The following is an 18,762-nucleotide window of genomic DNA, read 5'->3' on the forward strand; positions in this document are numbered from 1 at the left end:
TCAGCCCGATGCAGTTCGAACAACGCTGGTTGGCGGCGCAGCGCAAATCTGCCGCTTGAAGATCGGGCTACGCACTCCGGTTTTCAGGGGCAACCTCAGGGCTTGTGCTTGTCGCCCGGCTTGTTGGCCGGCCGCTGGAGCTTGCCGATCTCCCGGTCCAGCGCCTCCAAGTCCTCGTCGACGGCTTCCTCCAGTAGGCTCTTTTGCTCAGGGCCGAAGCGTTCCGACGTGGCGGCGAACTTCAGCCGCTTGAGCACGGCCATCTCGTGGGCCATCTTGGCGTTCAGGGCGCTGATGTGCTTGATCTGCGCTTGCTGCCTCTGCGCCAGCGCGCATACGTCAGCGAAGCTCATGCCCGCGAAGGCTGGATCGATGACGTGGTTGTTGCTGCTGTCCATTACGGCGGTGATGCTGCCAGCACCACCTGCAGGGCGCCATCAGCACTGTCCGCAATGGACGGCTCACACCAGCGTGATCACCCCGGCCTCGCCAATGCGCTGCCAAGGCAAACCCAGCACCAGCGCGTCCATCTGCGCCCGTGTCAGGGCCAGCGTGTTGCCCTCCTTGGGCCAGACGAAGCGGCCCACGTTCAGCTGTCTGGCCGCCAGCCACATGCCAATGCCGTCGTGCACCAACGCCTTCATGCGGTTGGCCCGCCGGTTGGCAAACAGGTAGGCGTGGTGGGGCCGCGCCTGGCCAAAGACCTTGACCACACGGCCAAGGGCGGTCTGGGTACCGGCACGCATGTCCATGGGCTCACAGGCGAGCCAGATCGCGTCCACCCGGATCACCGCAGCAGCTCGCGGGTCCACACGGCGAAGTCTGCCGCTGCGCTGGCAGGCCAGGTGACGTTCATCGTGACCGCGCCGCGGCGCAGCTCGACGCGGATGTCTGCTGGTGTCACTGCGGGAACTGCCGGCATGGCAAGCGGCAACGCGATGAACTCGACTGTCGTGGCAGGTACCTGCAACTTGCCCTCACGGGCCAGTTGCCGCCAACGGTGCACGACGTTGGCATTGATGCCATGCGTCATCGCGACCTTGGCCACTGACGCACCGGCCTTGCCGCACTCGGCCACGACCTGGGCCTTCATTGCCGCGCTGTACCGCCGCCGTGTCTCTGTCTTCTCGCTTGTCATCGCGTCCACCTAAGTTACGTGGACGCGATCCGTGCCGCTGCACGCGAGCGATTCAAGATGACTTGGCCGAACGGATACGAAGGTACTACATCCCGGACGAGTCAACCGACAAGATCAACCAGACTTGGTAGTGCCGTCAACCTGGTCAAGGTGGTCCAACTAACGCTCAGGCTGGAGAACTATCCCGCCAGAACAATCGCCCGCCAAAATAAAAACGCCCAACCATGAGGTTGGGCGTTTTGGCTGTAGGAGCCTGACGATGACCTACTTTCACACGGGAACCCGCACTATCATCGGCGCAAAGGCGTTGTCCTGTTCGGGATGGGAAGGAGTGGGACCACCTTGCTATGGTCATCAGGCATAACTTGTTGCTGTGCTGATCGTTGTGATCAACACGGCGAATTCATAGAGTTTCAATCAGCTTGTATTTTGATTGCGTCACTTGGCATAACAACCTTGATGCTGTTCAAGCGATCAAAGTTATAGGGTCAAGCCGCACGAGCAATTAGTACGAGTTAGCTTAACGCATTGCTGCGCTTCCACACCTCGCCTATCAACGTCCTGGTCTAGAACGACTCTTCAGGGGGCTCAAGGCCCCGGCAGATCTCATCTTGGAACGAGTTTCCCGCTTAGATGCTTTCAGCGGTTATCTCTTCCGCACATAGCTACTCGGCAATGCCACTGGCGTGACAACCGATACACCAGAGGTGCGTCCACTCCGGTCCTCTCGTACTAGGAGCAGGCTTCCTCAAATCTGCAGCGCCCACGGAAGATAGGGACCAAACTGTCTCACGACGTTTTAAACCCAGCTCACGTACCTCTTTAAATGGCGAACAGCCATACCCTTGGGACCGGCTACAGCCCCAGGATGAGATGAGCCGACATCGAGGTGCCAAACACCGCCGTCGATATGAACTCTTGGGCGGTATCAGCCTGTTATCCCCAGAGTACCTTTTATCCGTTGAGCGATGGCCCTTCCATACAGAACCACCGGATCACTATGTCCTGCTTTCGCATCTGCTCGACTTGTCAGTCTCGCAGTTAAGCACGCTTATGCCATTGCACTATCGTCACGATGTCCGACCGTAACTAGCGTACCTTCGAACTCCTCCGTTACGCTTTGGGAGGAGACCGCCCCAGTCAAACTGCCTACCATGCACTGTCCCCGATCCAGATAATGGACCTAGGTTAGAACCTCAAACACACCAGGGTGGTATTTCAACGTTGGCTCCACAAGATCTAGCGACCCTGCTTCAAAGCCTCCCACCTATCCTACACAGATCTGTTCAAAGTCCAATACAAAGCTACAGTAAAGGTTCATGGGGTCTTTCCGTCTTTCCGCGGGGAGATTGCATCATCACAAACATTTCAACTTCGCTGAGTCTCGGGAGGAGACAGTGTGGCCATCGTTACGCCATTCGTGCAGGTCGGAACTTACCCGACAAGGAATTTCGCTACCTTAGGACCGTTATAGTTACGGCCGCCGTTTACTGGGACTTCAATCAAGAGCTTGCACCCCATCATTTAATCTTCCAGCACCGGGCAGGCGTCACACCCTATACGTCCACTTTCGTGTTTGCAGAGTGCTGTGTTTTTAATAAACAGTCGCAGCCACCGATTTTTTGCAACCCATTCATGCTCCGTTGTTCACTTCACACTACTAGGGCACACCTTCTTCCGAAGTTACGGTGTCAATTTGCCGAGTTCCTTCTCCCGAGTTCTCTCAAGCGCCTTAGAATACTCATCTCGCGCACCAGTGTCGGTTTGCGGTACGGTCGTGTGCAGCTGAAGCTTAGTGGCTTTTCCTGGAACCTCGTTCAATCACTTCGCGAGCAAGCTCGCTCGATCGGCAGCCTCGGTATATGTCAGGCGGATTTGCCTACCTGACGCCTACATCTGCCTAAACCGGGATATCCAACACCCGGATGACCTATTAAGATCCGTCCCCACATCGCACTACACATCGGTACAGGAATATTGACCTGTTTCCCATCAGCTACGCATCTCTGCCTCACCTTAGGGGCCGACTCACTCTACGCCGATGAACGTTGCGTAGAAAACCTTGCGCTTACGGCGAGGGGGCTTTTCACCCCCTTTAACGCTACTCATGTCAGCATTCGCACTTCTGATACCTCCAGCAGCCTTTACAAGCCACCTTCACAGGCTTACAGAACGCTCTCCTACCACTTGCAATAAATTGCAAATCCGCAGCTTCGGTAACTGGCTTAGCCCCGTTACATCTTCCGCGCAGGACGACTCGATCAGTGAGCTATTACGCTTTCTTTAAATGATGGCTGCTTCTAAGCCAACATCCTGACTGTTTTAGCCTTCCCACTTCGTTTCCCACTTAGCCAATTTTAGGGACCTTAGCTGGCGGTCTGGGTTGTTTCCCTCTTGAGTCCGGACGTTAGCACCCGGTGCTCTGTCTCCCAAGCTGTACTCTGCGGTATTCGGAGTTTGCATAGGTTTGGTAAGTCGCCATGACCCCCTAGCCTAAACAGTGCTCTACCCCCGCAGGTAATACTTGAGGCACTACCTAAATAGTTTTCGGAGAGAACCAGCTATTTCCAAGTTTGTTTAGCCTTTCACCCCTATCCACAGCTCATCCGCTAGTTTTGCAACACTAGTCGGTTCGGACCTCCAGTACCTGTTACGGCACCTTCATCCTGGCCATGGATAGATCACTTGGTTTCGGGTCTACACCCAGCGACTAAGACGCCCTGTTCGGACTCGGTTTCCCTACGCCTTCCCTATTCGGTTAAGCTTGCCACTGAATGTAAGTCGCTGACCCATTATACAAAAGGTACGCAGTCACCCTTTCGGGCTCCTACTTTTTGTAAGCACGCGGTTTCAGGATCTATTTCACTCCCCTCCCGGGGTTCTTTTCGCCTTTCCCTCACGGTACTAGTTCACTATCGGTCAATGATGAGTATTTAGCCTTGGAGGATGGTCCCCCCATATTCAGACAGGATTACACGTGTCCCGCCCTACTTTTCGTTAGCTCAGTACCACACGTCTCTTTTCACGTACAGGGCTATCACCTGCTATGGCCAGCCTTTCCAGACTGTTCCGTTAAGAGTCGCGCTATCACTAACAGGCTCTTCCGATTTCGCTCGCCACTACTTTCGGAATCTCGGTTGATGTCTTTTCCTCGAGCTACTGAGATGTTTCAGTTCACCCGGTTCGCCTCGCATGACTATGTATTCATCATGCGATACCTTTGCAGGTGGGTTTCCCCATTCGGAAATCTCCGGATCAAAGCTAATTTGCCAGCTCCCCGAAGCTTATCGCAGGCTATCACGTCCTTCGTCGCCTATCATTGCCAAGGCATCCACCACGTGCTCTTATTCACTTGACCCTATAACTTTGATGCCTCTCTCGAAGCACAAGCTGTCAAGGAATTGCCAGGTCTTTCACCTGGCGCGTTATGCCGTAATTGAACTTTCGTTCAGATTACTTAAATTTCAAACGTGAAGTTTGATATTCGTTTGACGCAATCAAATTTTTGTCACTGGTGGCACGGTCTGCACTAAACCTTTACGAATGTGCAGTTTCCACCAGCAACGCTGATTCGAACTCTATGAATTTTTTAAAGAACAGCCGATTGATCAAGAGATCTTGACCAACAACAAAGAGGCCTTTTTCAAAGCCACTTTGGTGTTGATATTCTTGGATAAGCGAAGTTGGTGGAGGTGACAGGACTCGAACCCGCTACCTACTGCTTGCAAAGCAGCCGCTCTCCCAGCTGAGCTACACCCCCAAACACGATTGGACATTGGAGGGATGGTGGGTCTGGTTGGTCTCGAACCAACGACCCCCGCCTTATCAAGACGGTGCTCTAACCAACTGAGCTACAGACCCAAGCCGGTCGCTTCAGCAGGCATTACTGCCCAGCAGTTGGCGACAACCTTCCAACAACCGATAAGTGTGAGCGTTTGAGCTTCGTTGCAGTTTCCAGAAAGGAGGTGATCCAGCCGCACCTTCCGATACGGCTACCTTGTTACGACTTCACCCCAGTCACGAACCCTGCCGTGGTAATCGCCCTCCTTGCGGTTAGGCTAACTACTTCTGGCAGAACCCGCTCCCATGGTGTGACGGGCGGTGTGTACAAGACCCGGGAACGTATTCACCGTGACATTCTGATCCACGATTACTAGCGATTCCGACTTCACGCAGTCGAGTTGCAGACTGCGATCCGGACTACGACTGGTTTTATGGGATTAGCTCCCCCTCGCGGGTTGGCAACCCTTTGTACCAGCCATTGTATGACGTGTGTAGCCCCACCTATAAGGGCCATGAGGACTTGACGTCATCCCCACCTTCCTCCGGTTTATCACCGGCAGTCCCATTAGAGTGCCCTTTCGTAGCAACTAATGGCAAGGGTTGCGCTCGTTGCGGGACTTAACCCAACATCTCACGACACGAGCTGACGACAGCCATGCAGCACCTGTGTTATGGCTCTCTTTCGAGCACTCCTTCATCTCTAAAGGATTCCATACATGTCAAAGGTGGGTAAGGTTTTTCGCGTTGCATCGAATTAAACCACATCATCCACCGCTTGTGCGGGTCCCCGTCAATTCCTTTGAGTTTCAACCTTGCGGCCGTACTCCCCAGGCGGTCAACTTCACGCGTTAGCTTCGTTACTGAGTCAGTTAAGACCCAACAACCAGTTGACATCGTTTAGGGCGTGGACTACCAGGGTATCTAATCCTGTTTGCTCCCCACGCTTTCGTGCATGAGCGTCAGTGCAGGCCCAGGGGATTGCCTTCGCCATCGGTGTTCCTCCGCATATCTACGCATTTCACTGCTACACGCGGAATTCCATCCCCCTCTGCCGCACTCCAGCAATGCAGTCACAAATGCAGTTCCCAGGTTAAGCCCGGGGATTTCACATCTGTCTTGCATTACCGCCTGCGCACGCTTTACGCCCAGTAATTCCGATTAACGCTCGCACCCTACGTATTACCGCGGCTGCTGGCACGTAGTTAGCCGGTGCTTATTCTTACGGTACCGTCATGAGCCCCAGGTATTAACCAGAGCCTTTTCGTTCCGTACAAAAGCAGTTTACAACCCGAAGGCCTTCATCCTGCACGCGGCATTGCTGGATCAGGCTTGCGCCCATTGTCCAAAATTCCCCACTGCTGCCTCCCGTAGGAGTCTGGACCGTGTCTCAGTTCCAGTGTGGCTGGTCGTCCTCTCAGACCAGCTACAGATCGTCGGCTTGGTGAGCCTTTACCCCACCAACTACCTAATCTGATATCGGCCGCTCCAATCGCGCGAGGTCTTGCGATCCCCCGCTTTCATCCATAGATCGTATGCGGTATTAGCACAGCTTTCGCTGCGTTATCCCCCACGACTGGGCACGTTCCGATATATTACTCACCCGTTCGCCACTCGCCACCAGGATTGCTCCCGTGCTGCCGTTCGACTTGCATGTGTAAGGCATGCCGCCAGCGTTCAATCTGAGCCAGGATCAAACTCTATAGTTCGATCTTGATTACTTCGCTCAATCTCTTGAGCAACTCATAAAAACGGAATTGAAGTGACTTCACTTCTATTCTCATGAGCGTTTGAGTGCAGTGCACTCGTTCCGAAGAACTTGGCAACTGAGCACCAAACGCCCACGCTTATCGGCTGTATATTTTTAAAGACCTAAACTCGCCAACCATCAGGCCAACTCGTCTTGCCTCAGCGAAGCCTTGCATTATGACACGTTTTTTAAAGGCCGGTCAACTTTTTCGTTTTTTCTTTCAGCCCGCCGAGCTTGAGCTCAACTGGTGAAGACCTGATCACTGCGCTTGGCGCCGTGATCAGCGAAGCCCACGACTATACAACACTCTTTTCAAGTCGGGCAAACTTTTTTCGACGATCTTGCGCTGCAACGCGCCTGCAGGCAGCGATGCCGGGATAATTTTGAGCCTATGGCTTTGATCACTCTGTTGGACGCACATCTCGCGTTCGGTCACGTTGCGTTGCTCGACGGCGCTCAGTTCTCCCTCGAAAGCGCGGAGCGTGTGGGCCTCATCGGGCGCAACGGCGCAGGCAAGTCTTCCCTGCTGAAGATTCTGGCTGGCATCGAGAAGCCGGACGACGGCACCATGCACGTGCAGCAAGGGCTGCGGCTGGCCTTCGTCGCGCAGGAACCCGTGTTGCAGGCAGACGCAACCGTGTTCGAGGCGGCCAGCGCCGGGCTTGCCACGGCGATCGCCGCGCGCGATGCCTATCTCTCCGGTGAGGATGGGATCGATCTGGACGCACTGCAGACGCAGGTGGAGGCGTTCGACGCCTGGAACTGGGAGCAGCGCGTGACAGAGACGCTGCAGCGCCTGCACCTGGACGCCAACGCCCGCGTGGGCAACCTGTCGGGCGGTACCCGCAAGCGTGTTGCGTTGGCACAGGCGCTGGTGGCGCGCCCGGACGTCCTGTTCCTCGACGAGCCGACCAACCACCTCGACCTCGACTCCATCGCCTGGCTGGAAGATCTGCTGATCGATTTCAAGGGCAGCATCGTGACGATCACGCACGACCGCAGCTTCCTGGACCGGGTCGCCACGCGCATCGTCGAACTGGACCGCGGCCAGCTGATGTCCTACCCGGGCAACTTCGCCACCTACCAGCGCGACAAGGCGGAGCAGGCCGCGCAGGAAGCTGTCATCAACGCCAAGGCCGACAAGCTGCTCGCGCAGGAAGAGATCTGGGTGCGCAAGGGCGTCGAGGCGCGGCGCACGCGCAGCCAGAGCCGCATCGGCCGGCTCGAGGCCCTGCGCGCCTCCCGCGCAGCGCGGCGCGACGCCGTGGGCCGGGTGCGCATGGACCTCGCGACGGGCCAGAGCAGCGGCAAGATCGTCGCCGAGCTGACCGAAGTCGGGCTGTCGTTCGGCGAGCGCCCCATCGTGCAGGATTTCACCGCCACCATCCTGCGCGGCGACAAGGTCGGCCTGCTGGGCGCCAACGGTGCCGGCAAGACGACGCTGCTCAAGCTGATCCTGGGCGAGCTCGAACCCGACCGCGGCAGCGTGCGCCGCGGCAGCAACCTGGAGGTGGCCTACTTCGACCAGATGCGCAACGCGATCGACCTGGACGCCACGCTGGAGGACTTCATCAGCCCGGGCAGCGAGTGGATCGAGATCGGCAACCAGCGCAAGCACGTGAAGAGCTACCTGGGTGACTTCCTGTTCTCGCCGGCCCGCGCCAATTCGCCCGTGCGCTCGCTCTCGGGCGGCGAGCGCAACCGCCTGCTGCTGGCCCGGCTGTTCGCGCGGCCGGCCAATGTGCTGGTGTTGGACGAGCCGACCAACGACCTGGACATCGATACGCTGGAACTGCTCGAGGAACTGCTGCAGGACTACCCCGGCACCGTGTTCCTGGTGAGCCACGACCGCGCCTTCGTCGACAACGTGGTCACCAGCATCATCGCCCACGAGCCGACGCCGCAGCAGCCGGCGCGCTGGCGCGAATACGAAGGCTCGGTGCAGGATTGGCTCGACCAGTCGCGCCGGGTGCGGGCCCACGAGGCCGCCAGCGCCGCAGCGCCGGCCCCCGCCGTGGCGGCCCAGCCCAGCGCACCCGCTGCAGCGGCACCGGCCGCACGCCGCAAGCTGAGCTACAAGGAGCAGCGCGAACTGGAAACGCTGCCCGCCCGCATCGCCGCACTGGAAGCCGAGCAGAAGCAGATCGATGCCGAGCTCGACGGCGGCGCCCTGTACGCCACCAACGGCGCGCGCGCCGCCGAACTGGCGCAGCGCCACAGCACGCTGGACGACGAACTGCTGCAGGCCATGGAGCGCTGGGAAGCGCTCGAACAGGCGGGCTGACGCCCACACCGGCGCAGCGGCTGCGCCTACAGACGCCGTACGCACACATGGTTACCGTCGGTGCGCCATGCTGCAGCCCAGCCTCCCCCAGCCCGCCCACCGCCGCTCGCCGGTCCTGCAGCTGCTGATCGCGCTCATTGCCTCGTGGCTGGSGGGCTGCGCCAGCCTTCCCGCCGAGGTGCAGCGCCCCGTCTCCCAGGCCCTGCAGCAGCCCGAAGACACCCGGCTCGGGCGCTGCGTGGCCGAGTACGTCGCCCGGACCGGCCAGCGCCACGCCTCGGGCTTTCGCCTGATCGGCGCGACGGAAGCGGCCTATACCAGCCGGCTCAGCCTGATCGACGCGGCCGACAAGACGCTGGACCTGCAGTACTACGCCATCCTGGCCGACCCCAGCACCGGCCTGCTGGCGCAGCGCCTGCGCGATGCCGCCGCCCGCGGCGTGCGCGTGCGCATCCTGCTGGACGACTTCAACACCACCGGCGCGAACGCGCAGGTGCTGCGGCTGGCCTTCGTGCCCAACATCGAGGTCCGGCTGTACAACCCGCTGCCCGGCTCGCGCCGCTCGCTGGTCGGCCGCGTGCTCGGCTCGCTGGGCAACATCGAGCAGGCCCAGAGGCGCATGCACAACAAGGCCTTCATCGCCGACAACACGCTGGGCATCACGGGTGGGCGCAACCTGGGCGACGCCTACTTCGGCCAGGGGCAGGAGAGCAACTTCATCGACCTCGACGTGCTGGCCGCCGGCCGCGTCGTGCGCGCGATGTCGGCCAGCTTCGACGCCTACTGGAACAACGAACTCGCCTACCCCGTGCAGTCGCTGCTGACGCCCGACGAGCTCGACGCACTCAAGAAGCCCGACGACCCGCTGGACCAGCCCGATGCCGACCCCGGCGCCTCACCGCTGGACCTGTCGCCAGCACGGCTGACCTGGGCCCCCGCGCTGCTACTGGTCGACAAGGCCGACAAGATCGCGTCCGAGCAGGAGGGCCAGGACGACACCGTGGTCGACGGCCTGCTGCGCCTGATGGCCGCCACGCGCGAAGACCTCTTCATCGTCTCGCCCTACTTCGTGCCCGGCGAACCCATGATGCAAGTCTTCGCACAGCTGCGCCGCGCTGGCGTGCGGGTGCGCGTGCTGACCAACTCGCTGGCCTCCAACGATGCGCCGCTGGCCCATGTGGGCTATGCCCGCTACCGCAAGCGGCTGCTGGAGATGGGCGTGGAGCTGTACGAAATGCGCGCCGAACTGGGCGCCACGGGCTCCGCGCTGGGCAGCGGATCGGGTGGCATGGCGCGGGTGGTGCGCCGCGGCTCGGAAAGCAGTTCGCCGCGCCAGCCGGGCGGCAGCGTCGGCGCCTCGCGCGCCAGCCTGCATGCCAAGACGCTGGTGCTCGACCACAGCCTGCTGGTGGTCGGCTCGATGAACCTGGACCTGCGCTCGCAGCTGCAGAACAGTGAGATCGCGCTGCTGATCCGCAGCGGCACGCTGGCACGCCAGGCCGAAGCAATGGCCAAGCCCGTGCTGGAGCAGGACGCCTACCGCATGGCGCTGGACGATGGCGAGCTGGTCTGGAACACGCCGGACGGCCCGCCCATCCGCACCCGCTTCGAGCCCGATGCGGGGCTGGGCATGCAGTGGCTGCTCAAGCTCATCGGCCCGCTCGCGCCCGACGAAATGCTCTGAGCCTAGATGCGGTGGTGCAACCGGTCGGTGGCGCTGCCCAGCTTGGCCAGCAGGGCCGGCGCGATCTGGTTAAGGGGCAGCACCTCGTCCACCGCGCCGTGGGCGATGGCCTCCTTGGGCATGCCGAACACGACGCAGCTGGCTTCGTCCTGCGCGTAGTTGTAGCTGCCCTTGTCGCGCATCTCGCGCATGGCGCGCGCGCCGTCGTTGCCCATTCCGGTCAGCATGATGCCGTAGGCATTGCGCCCCACCAGCGCGGCCGCGGAGAGGAACAGCACCTCCACCGATGGCTTGTGCCGGTTCACGGGTGGCGCATCGTCCACCACCGCCATGTAGTTGGCGCCACTGCGCTCGATGCGGAACTGCCGCCCGCCCGGCGCGATGTAGGCATGGCCCGGCAGGATGCGCTCGCCGTGCTGCGCTTCCTTCACGGTGATGCGGCACAGCCCGTCCAGCCTTGCCGCGAAGCTCGTCGTGAAGCCCGGCGGCATGTGCTGCGTGATGACGATGGCCGGCGCATCGGCCGGCATGGCCACCAGGATCTCGCGGATCGCCTCAGTGCCGCCCGTGGAGGCGCCGATGCAGATCAGCTTCTCGGTCGAGACGCGGCCCAGCAAGCTGCTGCGCGGTGCCGGGGTGGCGGGCGCCGCGGTGCCCGCCGGCGCCGGCACCACGGGCACCGGCTTGCGGAACTTGGCGACCGAGGCCACCCGCACCTTCTCGACGATCTCGCCCGCCAGCTCCTTCAGCCCGGTGGCCAGGCCGATGCGCGGCTTGGCCACGAAGTCGACCGCGCCCAGCTCCAGCGCGCGCAGCGTCACCTCGGCGCCTTGCGCCGTCAGCGTGGACACCATCACCACCGGCATCGGCCGCAGGCGCATCAGCCGGCCCAGGAAGTCGATGCCGTCCATGCGCGGCATCTCGATGTCCAGCGTCACCACGTCGGGGTTGAGCTCGCGGATCATCTCGCGCGCCACCAGCGGATCGTTGGCCGCGCCCACGCAGGTCATGTCGCTCTGCCGGTTGATGATCTCCGACAGCAGGCTGCGCACCAGCGCCGAATCGTCCACCACCAGCACACGGATCTTGGCCATCGGTCAGAACAGGTCCACGGACCCGCCGGCGTTGGACTTGGCCACGGTGGCGGCGTTGCCGTTCTTCTCGTGGATCTCGATCTGTTCCGGATGCGCATGGGCCAGCCGTTTCACCATGGCCTTGCCCGTCGACGGGAAGAAGCAGACCTTGCGCGGGTAGATGTCCAGCACATCCTGCGAGAGCAGCGGAATGCGCTCGGTCTGCAGGTAGTCCACCACGAACTTGGTGTTGCGCTCGCCCACGTTCATGGTCGTGAAGTTGGCCATCACCTGGGCGCCGCCGAAGATCTTGGCCTGCAGCGACTCGCGCCGCGCGCCGCTCTTGAGCAGCTCGTTGATCAGCAGCTCCATCGCGTACGAGCCGTAGCGTCCGAACCCCTCCTCGCCGCCGCCATCGGGCAGCATGAAGTGGTTCATGCCGCCGATGCGCGCGCGCGAATCCCACAGGCAGGCCGAGATGCACGAGCCCAGCACCGTCATCATCACGATGTCGTCGCTCGAGACGAAGTACTCGCCCGGCAGCACCTTCACCGCGTTGTACTGGAAGTGGTGGTCCAAATAGAAGAAGGAGGCCTCGCCCGGCTTGCGCGGCGCGCTCTTGAGCTGCTGCAGCGACACCGCCGGCGCCGCGGCGCCACGGGCCACGGGCTGCGCCGCCTGGGGTGCCACACGGCGACCACCGAGGAAGCCTGGCTCAGCGACGCTCATACGCGGTCTTTCCCTTGAGCGTGAACAGGTCACGCGACTCGCTGAAATTCTCGGCATGGCCCACGAACAGCAGGCCGCCCGGCTTCATCACGCGGTGGATGCGCTCCAGCACGGCGCGCTGCGTCGGCGCGTCGAAATAGATCATCACGTTGCGGCAGAACACCACGTCGAAAGGCTCGCGGAACGGCCAGTCGTTGCGGATCAGGTTCACGGGCAGGAACTCCACCGCCTTGCACAGCTCGGGCCGCACGCGCACCAGGCCCGCATTGCTGCCCTTGCCACGCAGGAAGAAGCGCTGCAGCCGCTCCTGGCTCACGCCCTTGAGCGATTCGAGCCGGTACACGCCGCGCTGCGCCGTGGCCAGCACCTTCGAATCGATATCGCTGGCCCACAAGCCGAAGCCGGTGGACCCGCCCAACGCCTCCATCGCCGTCATGACGATGGAATACGGCTCCTCGCCGGTGGAGGCCGCGCTGCACCAGATGCGCCAGTTGCCCCCGGCCGGCTTGTGCTGGCGCAGGTGCTGGTCCAGCAGCACGAAATGGTGCTGCTCGCGGAAGAAGGCCGTGAGGTTGGTGGTCAGCGCGTTGACGAACTCCTGCCACTCGGCGCCGTCGTCGCGCTCCAGCCAGCTCAGGTACTCGTCGAAGCTGTCGTGCCCGGTGTCGCGCAGCCGGCGCGAGAGCCGGCTGTAGACCATGGCGTGCTTGCCGTCGTGCAGGGAGATGCCGGCGCGCTGGTAGATCAGGCGCTGCACGCGCGTGAAGTCCGCCTGCGTCCAGGCGAACTCACGGCCCACCGAGGGGTCCTGGCCGGTTGCCATGACAGCTGCCATGGTTCGCGTGGCGCGGCTCAGGCCGCCACCAGCCCCATGTCCACGCCGGACATCAGGCGCTCGATGTCCAGCAGGATCAGCATGCGCTCGCTCAGTGCGCCCAGGCCGACGATGCAGTTCGCATCGACCGAGGTCTCGACCTCCGGCGCCGGCCGGATCTGGTCGGCCTGCAGCTGCAGCACGTCGCTGACCGAGTCCACCACGATGCCCACGATGCGGGCGCGCAGGTGCAGGATGATCACCACCGTGAAGCTGTTGTACTCGGCCTGCGCGCAGTTGAACTTCAGGCGCATGTCGACGATGGGCACGATGGTGCCGCGCAGGTTCACCACGCCCTTCAGGAACACCGGCGCGTGGGCGATGCGCGTGGGCTGCTCGTAGCCGCGAATCTCCTGCACCTTGAGGATGTCGATGCCGTATTCCTCCTGCCCAAGCCGGAAGGTCAGGTACTCGCCCGCCACCGATGCGTTGGCACCCTCGGTGCTGTCCAGAACTGCTGCCATGCGTATCCCCGTCAATGCCGCGTGCGGCGCACCAGCGCGCCAATGTCAAGAATGAGGGCGACCTTGCCGTCGCCCAGGATGGTGGCGCCCGACACGTTGGACACCTTGCGGTAGTTCGATTCCAGGTTCTTCACCACCACCTGGTGCTGGCCCAGCAGCTCGGAGACCAGCAGCGCCGCGCGGCTGCCTTCGGACTCCACCACCACCATGATGCCGCTGCCGCCGTTGTCGGCCGATGGCGGCACCTGGAACAGGCGCTCCAGCTCGATCACCGGCATGAACTCGTCGCGCACCTTGACCAGCTGGGCACCCTGCGCCACCGTGCTCACGGCGTCGTCCTGCACCTGGAAGGACTCGACCACCGCCGACAGCGGCAGGATGTAGACCTCGTCGCCCACGCGCACCGACATGCCGTCCATGATGGCCAGCGTCAGCGGCAGCCGCACCGAGACCTTCATGCCGCGGCCGAAGTCCGAATCGATGTCCACCGTGCCGCCCAGGGCCGCGATGTTGCGCTTGACCACGTCCATGCCCACGCCGCGGCCGGACACGTCGGTCACCACCTCGGCGGTGGAGAAGCCGGGCGCGAAGATCAGCTGCCAGACCTCGCTGTCGGGCACGCTGTCGGAGACGTTCAGGCCGCGCTCGCGGGCCTTGGCCAGGATCTTCTCGCGCGACATGCCGCGGCCGTCGTCGCGCACCTCGATCACGATGGAGCCGCCCTGGTGCGAAGCCGCCAGCGTGATCGTGCCGTGCTCGGGCTTGCCGGCGGCCACGCGGTCGGCCGGCATCTCGATGCCGTGGTCGCAGCTGTTGCGCACCAGGTGGGTCAGCGGGTCGGTGATCTTCTCCACCAGGCCCTTGTCCAGTTCGGTCGCCTCGCCCTGCGTGACGAAGTCCACCTTCTTGCCCAGCTTGTTGGCCAGGTCGCGCAGCATGCGCGGGAAGCGGTTGAACACGAAGGACATCGGGATCATGCGGATCGACATGACCGATTCCTGCAGGTCGCGCGTGTTGCGGTCCAGGTCGGCCAGGCCGGCGAACAGCTGCTGGTGCAGCGCCGGGTCGATGGCGCGGCTGTTCTGCGCCAGCATGGCCTGGGTGATCACCAGCTCGCCGACCAGGTTGATGATCTGGTCGACCTTGCTGACAGCCACGCGGATCGACGTCGCCTCGAGCGAAGACTGGCTGGCCGCCCCCGCCGCCCCCGCCGCCGCAGCGGGTGCCGCGCCCGCACCCGCCGCACGGGCCGGCGCTGCGGCCGACGGCGCCGGTGCGGGAGGCTCCTGGAAGAAGCCGAAGCTCTCGCTCTCGGCCACCGGCGCACCCGCCGGGCGCCCCTGCGCCGCCGCCTGGTCCAGCGCGGCGGCCCGGGCTTCCTCGGCCGCCAGCGGGTCTTCGGCCGGCGCCGCGCCTTCCTCGCGGATGTCCACCAGCTCCTTGGCCACGTGGAACACGAACAGGTCGAGCAGGTCGTCGTTGGACGAGCTCGTGGTCACGGCATAGACGCGCCGGTCGGGCTGCGCGCTCTCCAGCGGCGTCATCGTGCCCAGGCCGGGAATGTCACGGAACAGGTCCTGCAGCGCATCGGCCAGTTCGGGCTGCGGCAGCGGACCGATGTGGATCTTCAGGCTGCGCACGCCGGCCGGCAACGGCTGGGCCGGCGCCGCCGCGGCCACCACGGGCGCGGGCGCGGGCGCTGGGGCAGGCGCCACGACGGGTGCGGGTGCGGGTGCCGCAGCCGGTGCAGGCGCCGCCGCCGCGGGCACGTTGCCCGCCGCGAGTTCGCTGATGCGGTGCACCAGGCCCGCCGTGGGCGGCACCTCGCCCTGGCCGCCGTTCTGGTGCCGCGCCAGCAGGCTGCGCGAGGCATCGGCCGATTCCAGCAGCACGTCCACCATCTGCGGCACCGGCGTGATCTCGTGGCGGCGCAGCTTGTCCAGCAGCGATTCCATGTGGTGCGTCAGTTCCGTCACGTCGCGGAAACCGAAGGTCGCCGCGCCGCCCTTGATCGAGTGCGCGCAGCGGAAGATGCCGTTCAGCGCCTCGTCGTCGGCCTGCGACAGGTCCAGCCCGACCAGCATCTGCTCCATCTGGTCCAGGTTCTCGCCAGCCTCCTCGAAGAAGATCTCGTAGAACTGGCTCAGGTCGAAGTCGGCGCCGCCGCCGGCGGCTTCCTGTGTGTGTTCAGCCATGCAATTTCCTAGCGGCGGTCAGCGGATGACCTTCTGGATGACCTCGATCAGGCGCGCCGGATCGAAGGGCTTGACCAACCAGCCGGTGGCGCCGGCCGAGCGGCCAGCCTGCTTCATCTGGTCGCTGGACTCGGTGGTCAGGATCAGGATGGGCACGGTCTTGAATTTGGGGTCGTCGCGCAGCTTGCGCGTCAGACCGAGGCCGTCCAGCCGCGGCATGTTCTGGTCGGCCAGCACCAGGTCGATGGGATGGGCCTGCGCCTTCTCGTAGGCGTCCTGGCCGTCCACGGCCTCCACCACGTTGTAGCCGGCCCCGGTCAGGGTGAACGACACCATCTTGCGCATCGAAGGCGAGTCGTCTACGGCGAGGATCGAATGCATTGGAAGAACTCCGGGCGAGGTAGGCAGTGCGGGCAACGAGGGGTCAGAACAGCTCGATCGAGCCAGCGTCCATCTCGCTCTGGGTGACGGGGTTGGGGCGGCCGTTGGTCTGCTCGCCGAACGGCGCGGCAGGCTCTTCCTCGGGCCCGCGGCCCATGGATTCGGCGGCCAGCTTGAAGGCGCAGCCCTGCAGCACCTTGGTGGTGTGGGCGATCAGCTGCGAGGCCATGTCCTGGAACTGCAGCTCCGTCACGGCGTCGCGCAGCGTCCCGCGCACCTGGCCCAGGGCCTCGTGGTGCTGCGGTTCGGCCAGTGCGCTGTGCACCTTGTCGAAGCGCTGCATCAGGTTGTCCATGGTGTGGGCCAGCAGGCTGTCCAGCCGCTGCAGGTCGTGCATCACGACCATCAGCGAATCCTGCAGGTCGGCCACGACCATCACCGGCAGCTGCACTGCCGGTGTCTTGGGCTGGTCTGACTCTGCCGACATGTGGGTCTCCATAGCACGGGAGAAGCTGCATTACTGAGCGAATGTATGCCTGATATTAGTGCGGTTTGGGTACAGGCCCATCAAATGTGTAGGATGGGGCGACGAAGTGCAGCGCCAGGGAGACAGGCGTTGCGCGCCGTACAGCTCCCATACCCCCGCCACCCCCCCTCCATGGCCGACAACGCCACACCCGCTCCGATCCGCATCCTGCACCTGGAAGACTCCGAGATCGACCACCAGCTCGTGGCCCTGACGCTGCGCAAGCACGGCCTGGCCTTCGACATGGAGCGCGTGGAGACGCTGGAGGACTTCGCGCTGCGCCTGGACCAGGCCCCGTTCGACCTGGTCCTGGCCGACTACCACCTGGCCGGTTTCACGGCGCTGGACGCCTGGGCGCTGCTGCGCGCGCGGGCCGGGCGCCCGCCGTTCGTGCTGCTGTCCGGCGCCATCGGCGAGGCCGCGGCGGTGGAGGCGATCCGCATCGGGCTGTCCGACTACGTGCTCAAGGACCACATCGGCAAGCTGCCGCACGTGATCACGCGCGCCATCGAGGTCTGGCAGGCGCGCCAGGACCAGGCCCGCGCCGACGCCGACCTGGCCGCCTCCGAGCGCCGCCTGGCCGCACTGACCGAGCACCTGCAGACCTCCATCGAGCAGGAGCGCGCGGCGATCGCGCGCGAGGTGCACGACGACATCGGCGGCTCGCTGGCCGCCATCCGGCTCGACCTGGCCTGGATCGCCCGCCACTGCCAGGGCGACGCCGCCATGCAGGCCCACGCCGTGGCCGCCAGCGAGATGCTGCAGCATGCGCTGGAGGCCAGCCAGCGCATCATGATGAACCTGCGCCCGCCCATCCTGGACCAGGGCCTGGTGGCCGCCATCGGCTGGCTGGCCGAGGCCTTCGAACGCCGCACCGGCGTGGCCACCACGCTGGTGGCGCCGCCCGGCGGCATCGACATCGACAAGACGCTGGCGCTGGCCGCCTACCGCACGGCGCAGGAGGCGCTGACCAACGCCTCCAAGTACGCCGAGTGCAGCCGCGTGGCGATCGACCTGTCGGACGGCGAAGGCGTGCTGACGCTGGAGATCAGCGACAACGGGCGCGGCATCGCACCCGAGGCGCTGGCCAAGCCCCGGTCGTTCGGGCTGCGCGGCCTGGCCGAGCGGGCCAAGACGGTGGGCGGCTGGCTCGACATCTCCAGCCGGCCCGGCGCGGGCACCACCATCATCCTGTCCATCCCGCTGCACGCCGAGGCCGCCGCGCGGCTGGCGCAAGGAGAGTCCGCATGATCCGCGTCGTGCTCTGCGACGACCACGCCGTGGTGCGGCGCGGCATCCGCGACACGCTGGCCGAGGCCGTCGACATCCAGGTCGTGGGCGAAGCCGGCGGCTATGCCGAGGTGCGCGAGCTGCTGCGCAAGACGCCCTGCGACGTGCTGGTGCTGGACCTCAACATGCCCGGCCGCGGCGGCATGGAGGTGCTGTCCAGCCTGAACGAGGCCGGCGCCACCGTGAAGGTGCTGGTGGTCTCCATGTACCCGGAAGACCAGTACGCGCTGCGCTGCCTGCGCGCCGGTGCCAAGGGCTACCTCAGCAAGGCCGGCGACCCCGAGGAGCTGGTGCGCGGCGTGCGCACCGTGGCCCAGGGCCGCAACTACGTGACGCCCGAGGTCGCGCAGATGCTGGTCGACAGCCTGGCCAAGCCGGCGCAGGAATCGCTGCATGCCGCGCTGTCCGAGCGCGAGCTGCAGACCGTCGTCAAGATCGCCAGCGGCAAGCGCCTGTCGGACATCGCGGAAGAACTCATGCTGAGCCCCAAGACCGTGAGCGTGTACCGCACGCGCGCGCTCGAGAAGCTCAACCTCGGCAACAACGCCGAACTCACCGTCTACGCCATCCGCAACGGATTGGTCTGAAGGAGAA

14 protein-coding genes, 2 tRNA genes and 3 rRNA genes are annotated in these 18,762 nt (G+C 63.6%); 4 read left to right on the top strand and 15 right to left on the bottom strand.

Annotation, left to right across the window (positions count from 1 at the left end; all coding sequences use genetic code 11):
* Positions 1-95 precede the first annotated feature (95 nt).
* From ASF44_RS32820 to ASF44_RS10280, 8 genes are all read right to left on the bottom strand, one after another.
* On the bottom strand, positions 96-398 hold the full coding sequence (locus tag ASF44_RS32820) for a hypothetical protein (RefSeq protein WP_056899130.1): 303 nt from the start codon (positions 396-398) through the stop codon (positions 96-98).
* 63 nt (positions 399-461) lie between these two features.
* Positions 462-812: an IS66 family insertion sequence element accessory protein TnpB gene (tnpB, locus tag ASF44_RS10250; protein WP_369820914.1), complete on the bottom strand. Its 351-nt coding sequence runs from the start codon at positions 810-812 to the stop codon at positions 462-464.
* Complete coding sequence (locus ASF44_RS10255; RefSeq protein ID WP_056899132.1) at positions 788-1,138, bottom strand: transposase; 351 nt, start codon at positions 1,136-1,138, stop codon at positions 788-790. Before ASF44_RS10255 ends, tnpB begins: the two co-directional genes overlap by 25 nt.
* Before the next feature lie 251 nt (positions 1,139-1,389).
* Positions 1,390-1,497: ribosomal RNA gene (gene rrf / locus ASF44_RS10260) — 5S ribosomal RNA — on the bottom strand.
* Positions 1,498-1,622: 125 nt separating this feature from the next.
* A 23S ribosomal RNA gene (locus tag ASF44_RS10265) occupies positions 1,623-4,496 on the bottom strand.
* 326 nt (positions 4,497-4,822) lie between these two features.
* Positions 4,823-4,898 (bottom strand) — tRNA-Ala (locus tag ASF44_RS10270).
* A gap of 24 nt (positions 4,899-4,922) precedes the next feature.
* A tRNA-Ile gene (locus tag ASF44_RS10275) sits at positions 4,923-4,999 on the bottom strand.
* Between the two features lie 97 nt (positions 5,000-5,096).
* Positions 5,097-6,627, bottom strand: a 16S ribosomal RNA gene (locus ASF44_RS10280).
* Together the 16S, 23S and 5S rRNA genes with 2 tRNA genes alongside form the textbook arrangement of a ribosomal RNA operon.
* Before the next feature lie 432 nt (positions 6,628-7,059).
* On the opposite strand from ASF44_RS10280, the gene ASF44_RS10285 reads away from it, so the two are divergent.
* Positions 7,060-8,952, top strand: a complete 1,893-nt coding sequence (locus ASF44_RS10285) for an ABC-F family ATP-binding cassette domain-containing protein (protein WP_056899133.1) — start codon at positions 7,060-7,062, stop codon at positions 8,950-8,952.
* A 67-nt stretch (positions 8,953-9,019) separates the two neighbouring features.
* The gene (locus ASF44_RS10290; protein ID WP_056899134.1) at positions 9,020-10,636 is read left to right on the top strand and encodes a phospholipase D family protein; all 1,617 of its coding nucleotides are present in this window, start codon (positions 9,020-9,022) and stop codon (positions 10,634-10,636) included.
* Between the two features lie 2 nt (positions 10,637-10,638).
* Here ASF44_RS10290 and ASF44_RS10295 read toward each other — a convergent pair whose 3' ends face one another.
* From ASF44_RS10295 to ASF44_RS10325, 7 genes are read right to left on the bottom strand one after another with little or no spacing between them, the layout of a single operon-like run.
* Positions 10,639-11,730, bottom strand: a complete 1,092-nt coding sequence (locus ASF44_RS10295) for a chemotaxis response regulator protein-glutamate methylesterase (RefSeq protein ID WP_056899135.1) — start codon at positions 11,728-11,730, stop codon at positions 10,639-10,641.
* 3 nt (positions 11,731-11,733) lie between these two features.
* Positions 11,734-12,438: a chemoreceptor glutamine deamidase CheD gene (cheD, locus tag ASF44_RS10300; RefSeq protein WP_082524664.1), complete on the bottom strand. Its 705-nt coding sequence runs from the start codon at positions 12,436-12,438 to the stop codon at positions 11,734-11,736.
* The gene (locus tag ASF44_RS10305) at positions 12,425-13,261 is read right to left on the bottom strand and encodes a CheR family methyltransferase (protein WP_235579183.1); all 837 of its coding nucleotides are present in this window, start codon (positions 13,259-13,261) and stop codon (positions 12,425-12,427) included. Before ASF44_RS10305 ends, cheD begins: the two co-directional genes overlap by 14 nt.
* Before the next feature lie 29 nt (positions 13,262-13,290).
* On the bottom strand, positions 13,291-13,776 hold the full coding sequence (locus ASF44_RS10310) for a chemotaxis protein CheW (protein WP_056899137.1): 486 nt from the start codon (positions 13,774-13,776) through the stop codon (positions 13,291-13,293).
* Positions 13,777-13,787: 11 nt separating this feature from the next.
* Positions 13,788-15,971, bottom strand: a complete 2,184-nt coding sequence (locus tag ASF44_RS10315; RefSeq protein ID WP_056899138.1) for a chemotaxis protein CheW — start codon at positions 15,969-15,971, stop codon at positions 13,788-13,790.
* A gap of 18 nt (positions 15,972-15,989) precedes the next feature.
* Positions 15,990-16,352 carry a response regulator gene (locus tag ASF44_RS10320; RefSeq protein ID WP_056899139.1) on the bottom strand — a complete coding sequence of 121 codons (363 nt, stop codon included), beginning with the start codon at positions 16,350-16,352 and terminating at the stop codon, positions 15,990-15,992.
* 43 nt (positions 16,353-16,395) lie between these two features.
* On the bottom strand, positions 16,396-16,839 hold the full coding sequence (locus ASF44_RS10325; protein ID WP_056899293.1) for a hypothetical protein: 444 nt from the start codon (positions 16,837-16,839) through the stop codon (positions 16,396-16,398).
* Positions 16,840-17,010: 171 nt separating this feature from the next.
* Between ASF44_RS10325 and ASF44_RS10330 the strand changes: the two genes are divergently transcribed.
* On the top strand, positions 17,011-18,129 hold the full coding sequence (locus tag ASF44_RS10330; RefSeq protein WP_056899140.1) for an ATP-binding protein: 1,119 nt from the start codon (positions 17,011-17,013) through the stop codon (positions 18,127-18,129).
* Positions 18,126-18,755, top strand: coding sequence for a response regulator transcription factor (locus ASF44_RS10335; RefSeq protein WP_056899141.1), 630 nt, complete (start codon positions 18,126-18,128; stop codon positions 18,753-18,755). Before ASF44_RS10330 ends, ASF44_RS10335 begins: the two co-directional genes overlap by 4 nt.
* Positions 18,756-18,762: the final 7 nt, after the last annotated feature.

The organism is Pseudorhodoferax sp. Leaf274 (assembly GCF_001422445.1).
In the GTDB taxonomy this organism is placed as follows: domain Bacteria; phylum Pseudomonadota; class Gammaproteobacteria; order Burkholderiales; family Burkholderiaceae_C; genus Pseudorhodoferax.

Excerpts from the sequence above, each read along its gene's own strand:
- ASF44_RS32820 (WP_056899130.1), bottom strand. The coding sequence starts at position 398 with ATGGACAGCAGCAACAACCACGTCATCGATCCAGCCTTCGCGGGCATG.
- ASF44_RS10255 (WP_056899132.1), bottom strand. The coding sequence starts at position 1,138 with ATGACAAGCGAGAAGACAGAGACACGGCGGCGGTACAGCGCGGCAATG.
- ASF44_RS10285 (WP_056899133.1), top strand. The coding sequence starts at position 7,060 with ATGGCTTTGATCACTCTGTTGGACGCACATCTCGCGTTCGGTCACGTT.
- ASF44_RS10295 (WP_056899135.1), bottom strand. The coding sequence starts at position 11,730 with ATGGCCAAGATCCGTGTGCTGGTGGTGGACGATTCGGCGCTGGTGCGC.
- cheD (WP_082524664.1), bottom strand. The coding sequence starts at position 12,438 with ATGAGCGTCGCTGAGCCAGGCTTCCTCGGTGGTCGCCGTGTGGCACCC.
- ASF44_RS10305 (WP_235579183.1), bottom strand. The coding sequence starts at position 13,261 with ATGGCAACCGGCCAGGACCCCTCGGTGGGCCGTGAGTTCGCCTGGACG.
- ASF44_RS10310 (WP_056899137.1), bottom strand. The coding sequence starts at position 13,776 with ATGGCAGCAGTTCTGGACAGCACCGAGGGTGCCAACGCATCGGTGGCG.
- ASF44_RS10315 (WP_056899138.1), bottom strand. The coding sequence starts at position 15,971 with ATGGCTGAACACACACAGGAAGCCGCCGGCGGCGGCGCCGACTTCGAC.
- ASF44_RS10320 (WP_056899139.1), bottom strand. The coding sequence starts at position 16,352 with ATGCATTCGATCCTCGCCGTAGACGACTCGCCTTCGATGCGCAAGATG.
- ASF44_RS10325 (WP_056899293.1), bottom strand. The coding sequence starts at position 16,839 with ATGTCGGCAGAGTCAGACCAGCCCAAGACACCGGCAGTGCAGCTGCCG.
- ASF44_RS10330 (WP_056899140.1), top strand. The coding sequence starts at position 17,011 with ATGGCCGACAACGCCACACCCGCTCCGATCCGCATCCTGCACCTGGAA.
- ASF44_RS10335 (WP_056899141.1), top strand. The coding sequence starts at position 18,126 with ATGATCCGCGTCGTGCTCTGCGACGACCACGCCGTGGTGCGGCGCGGC.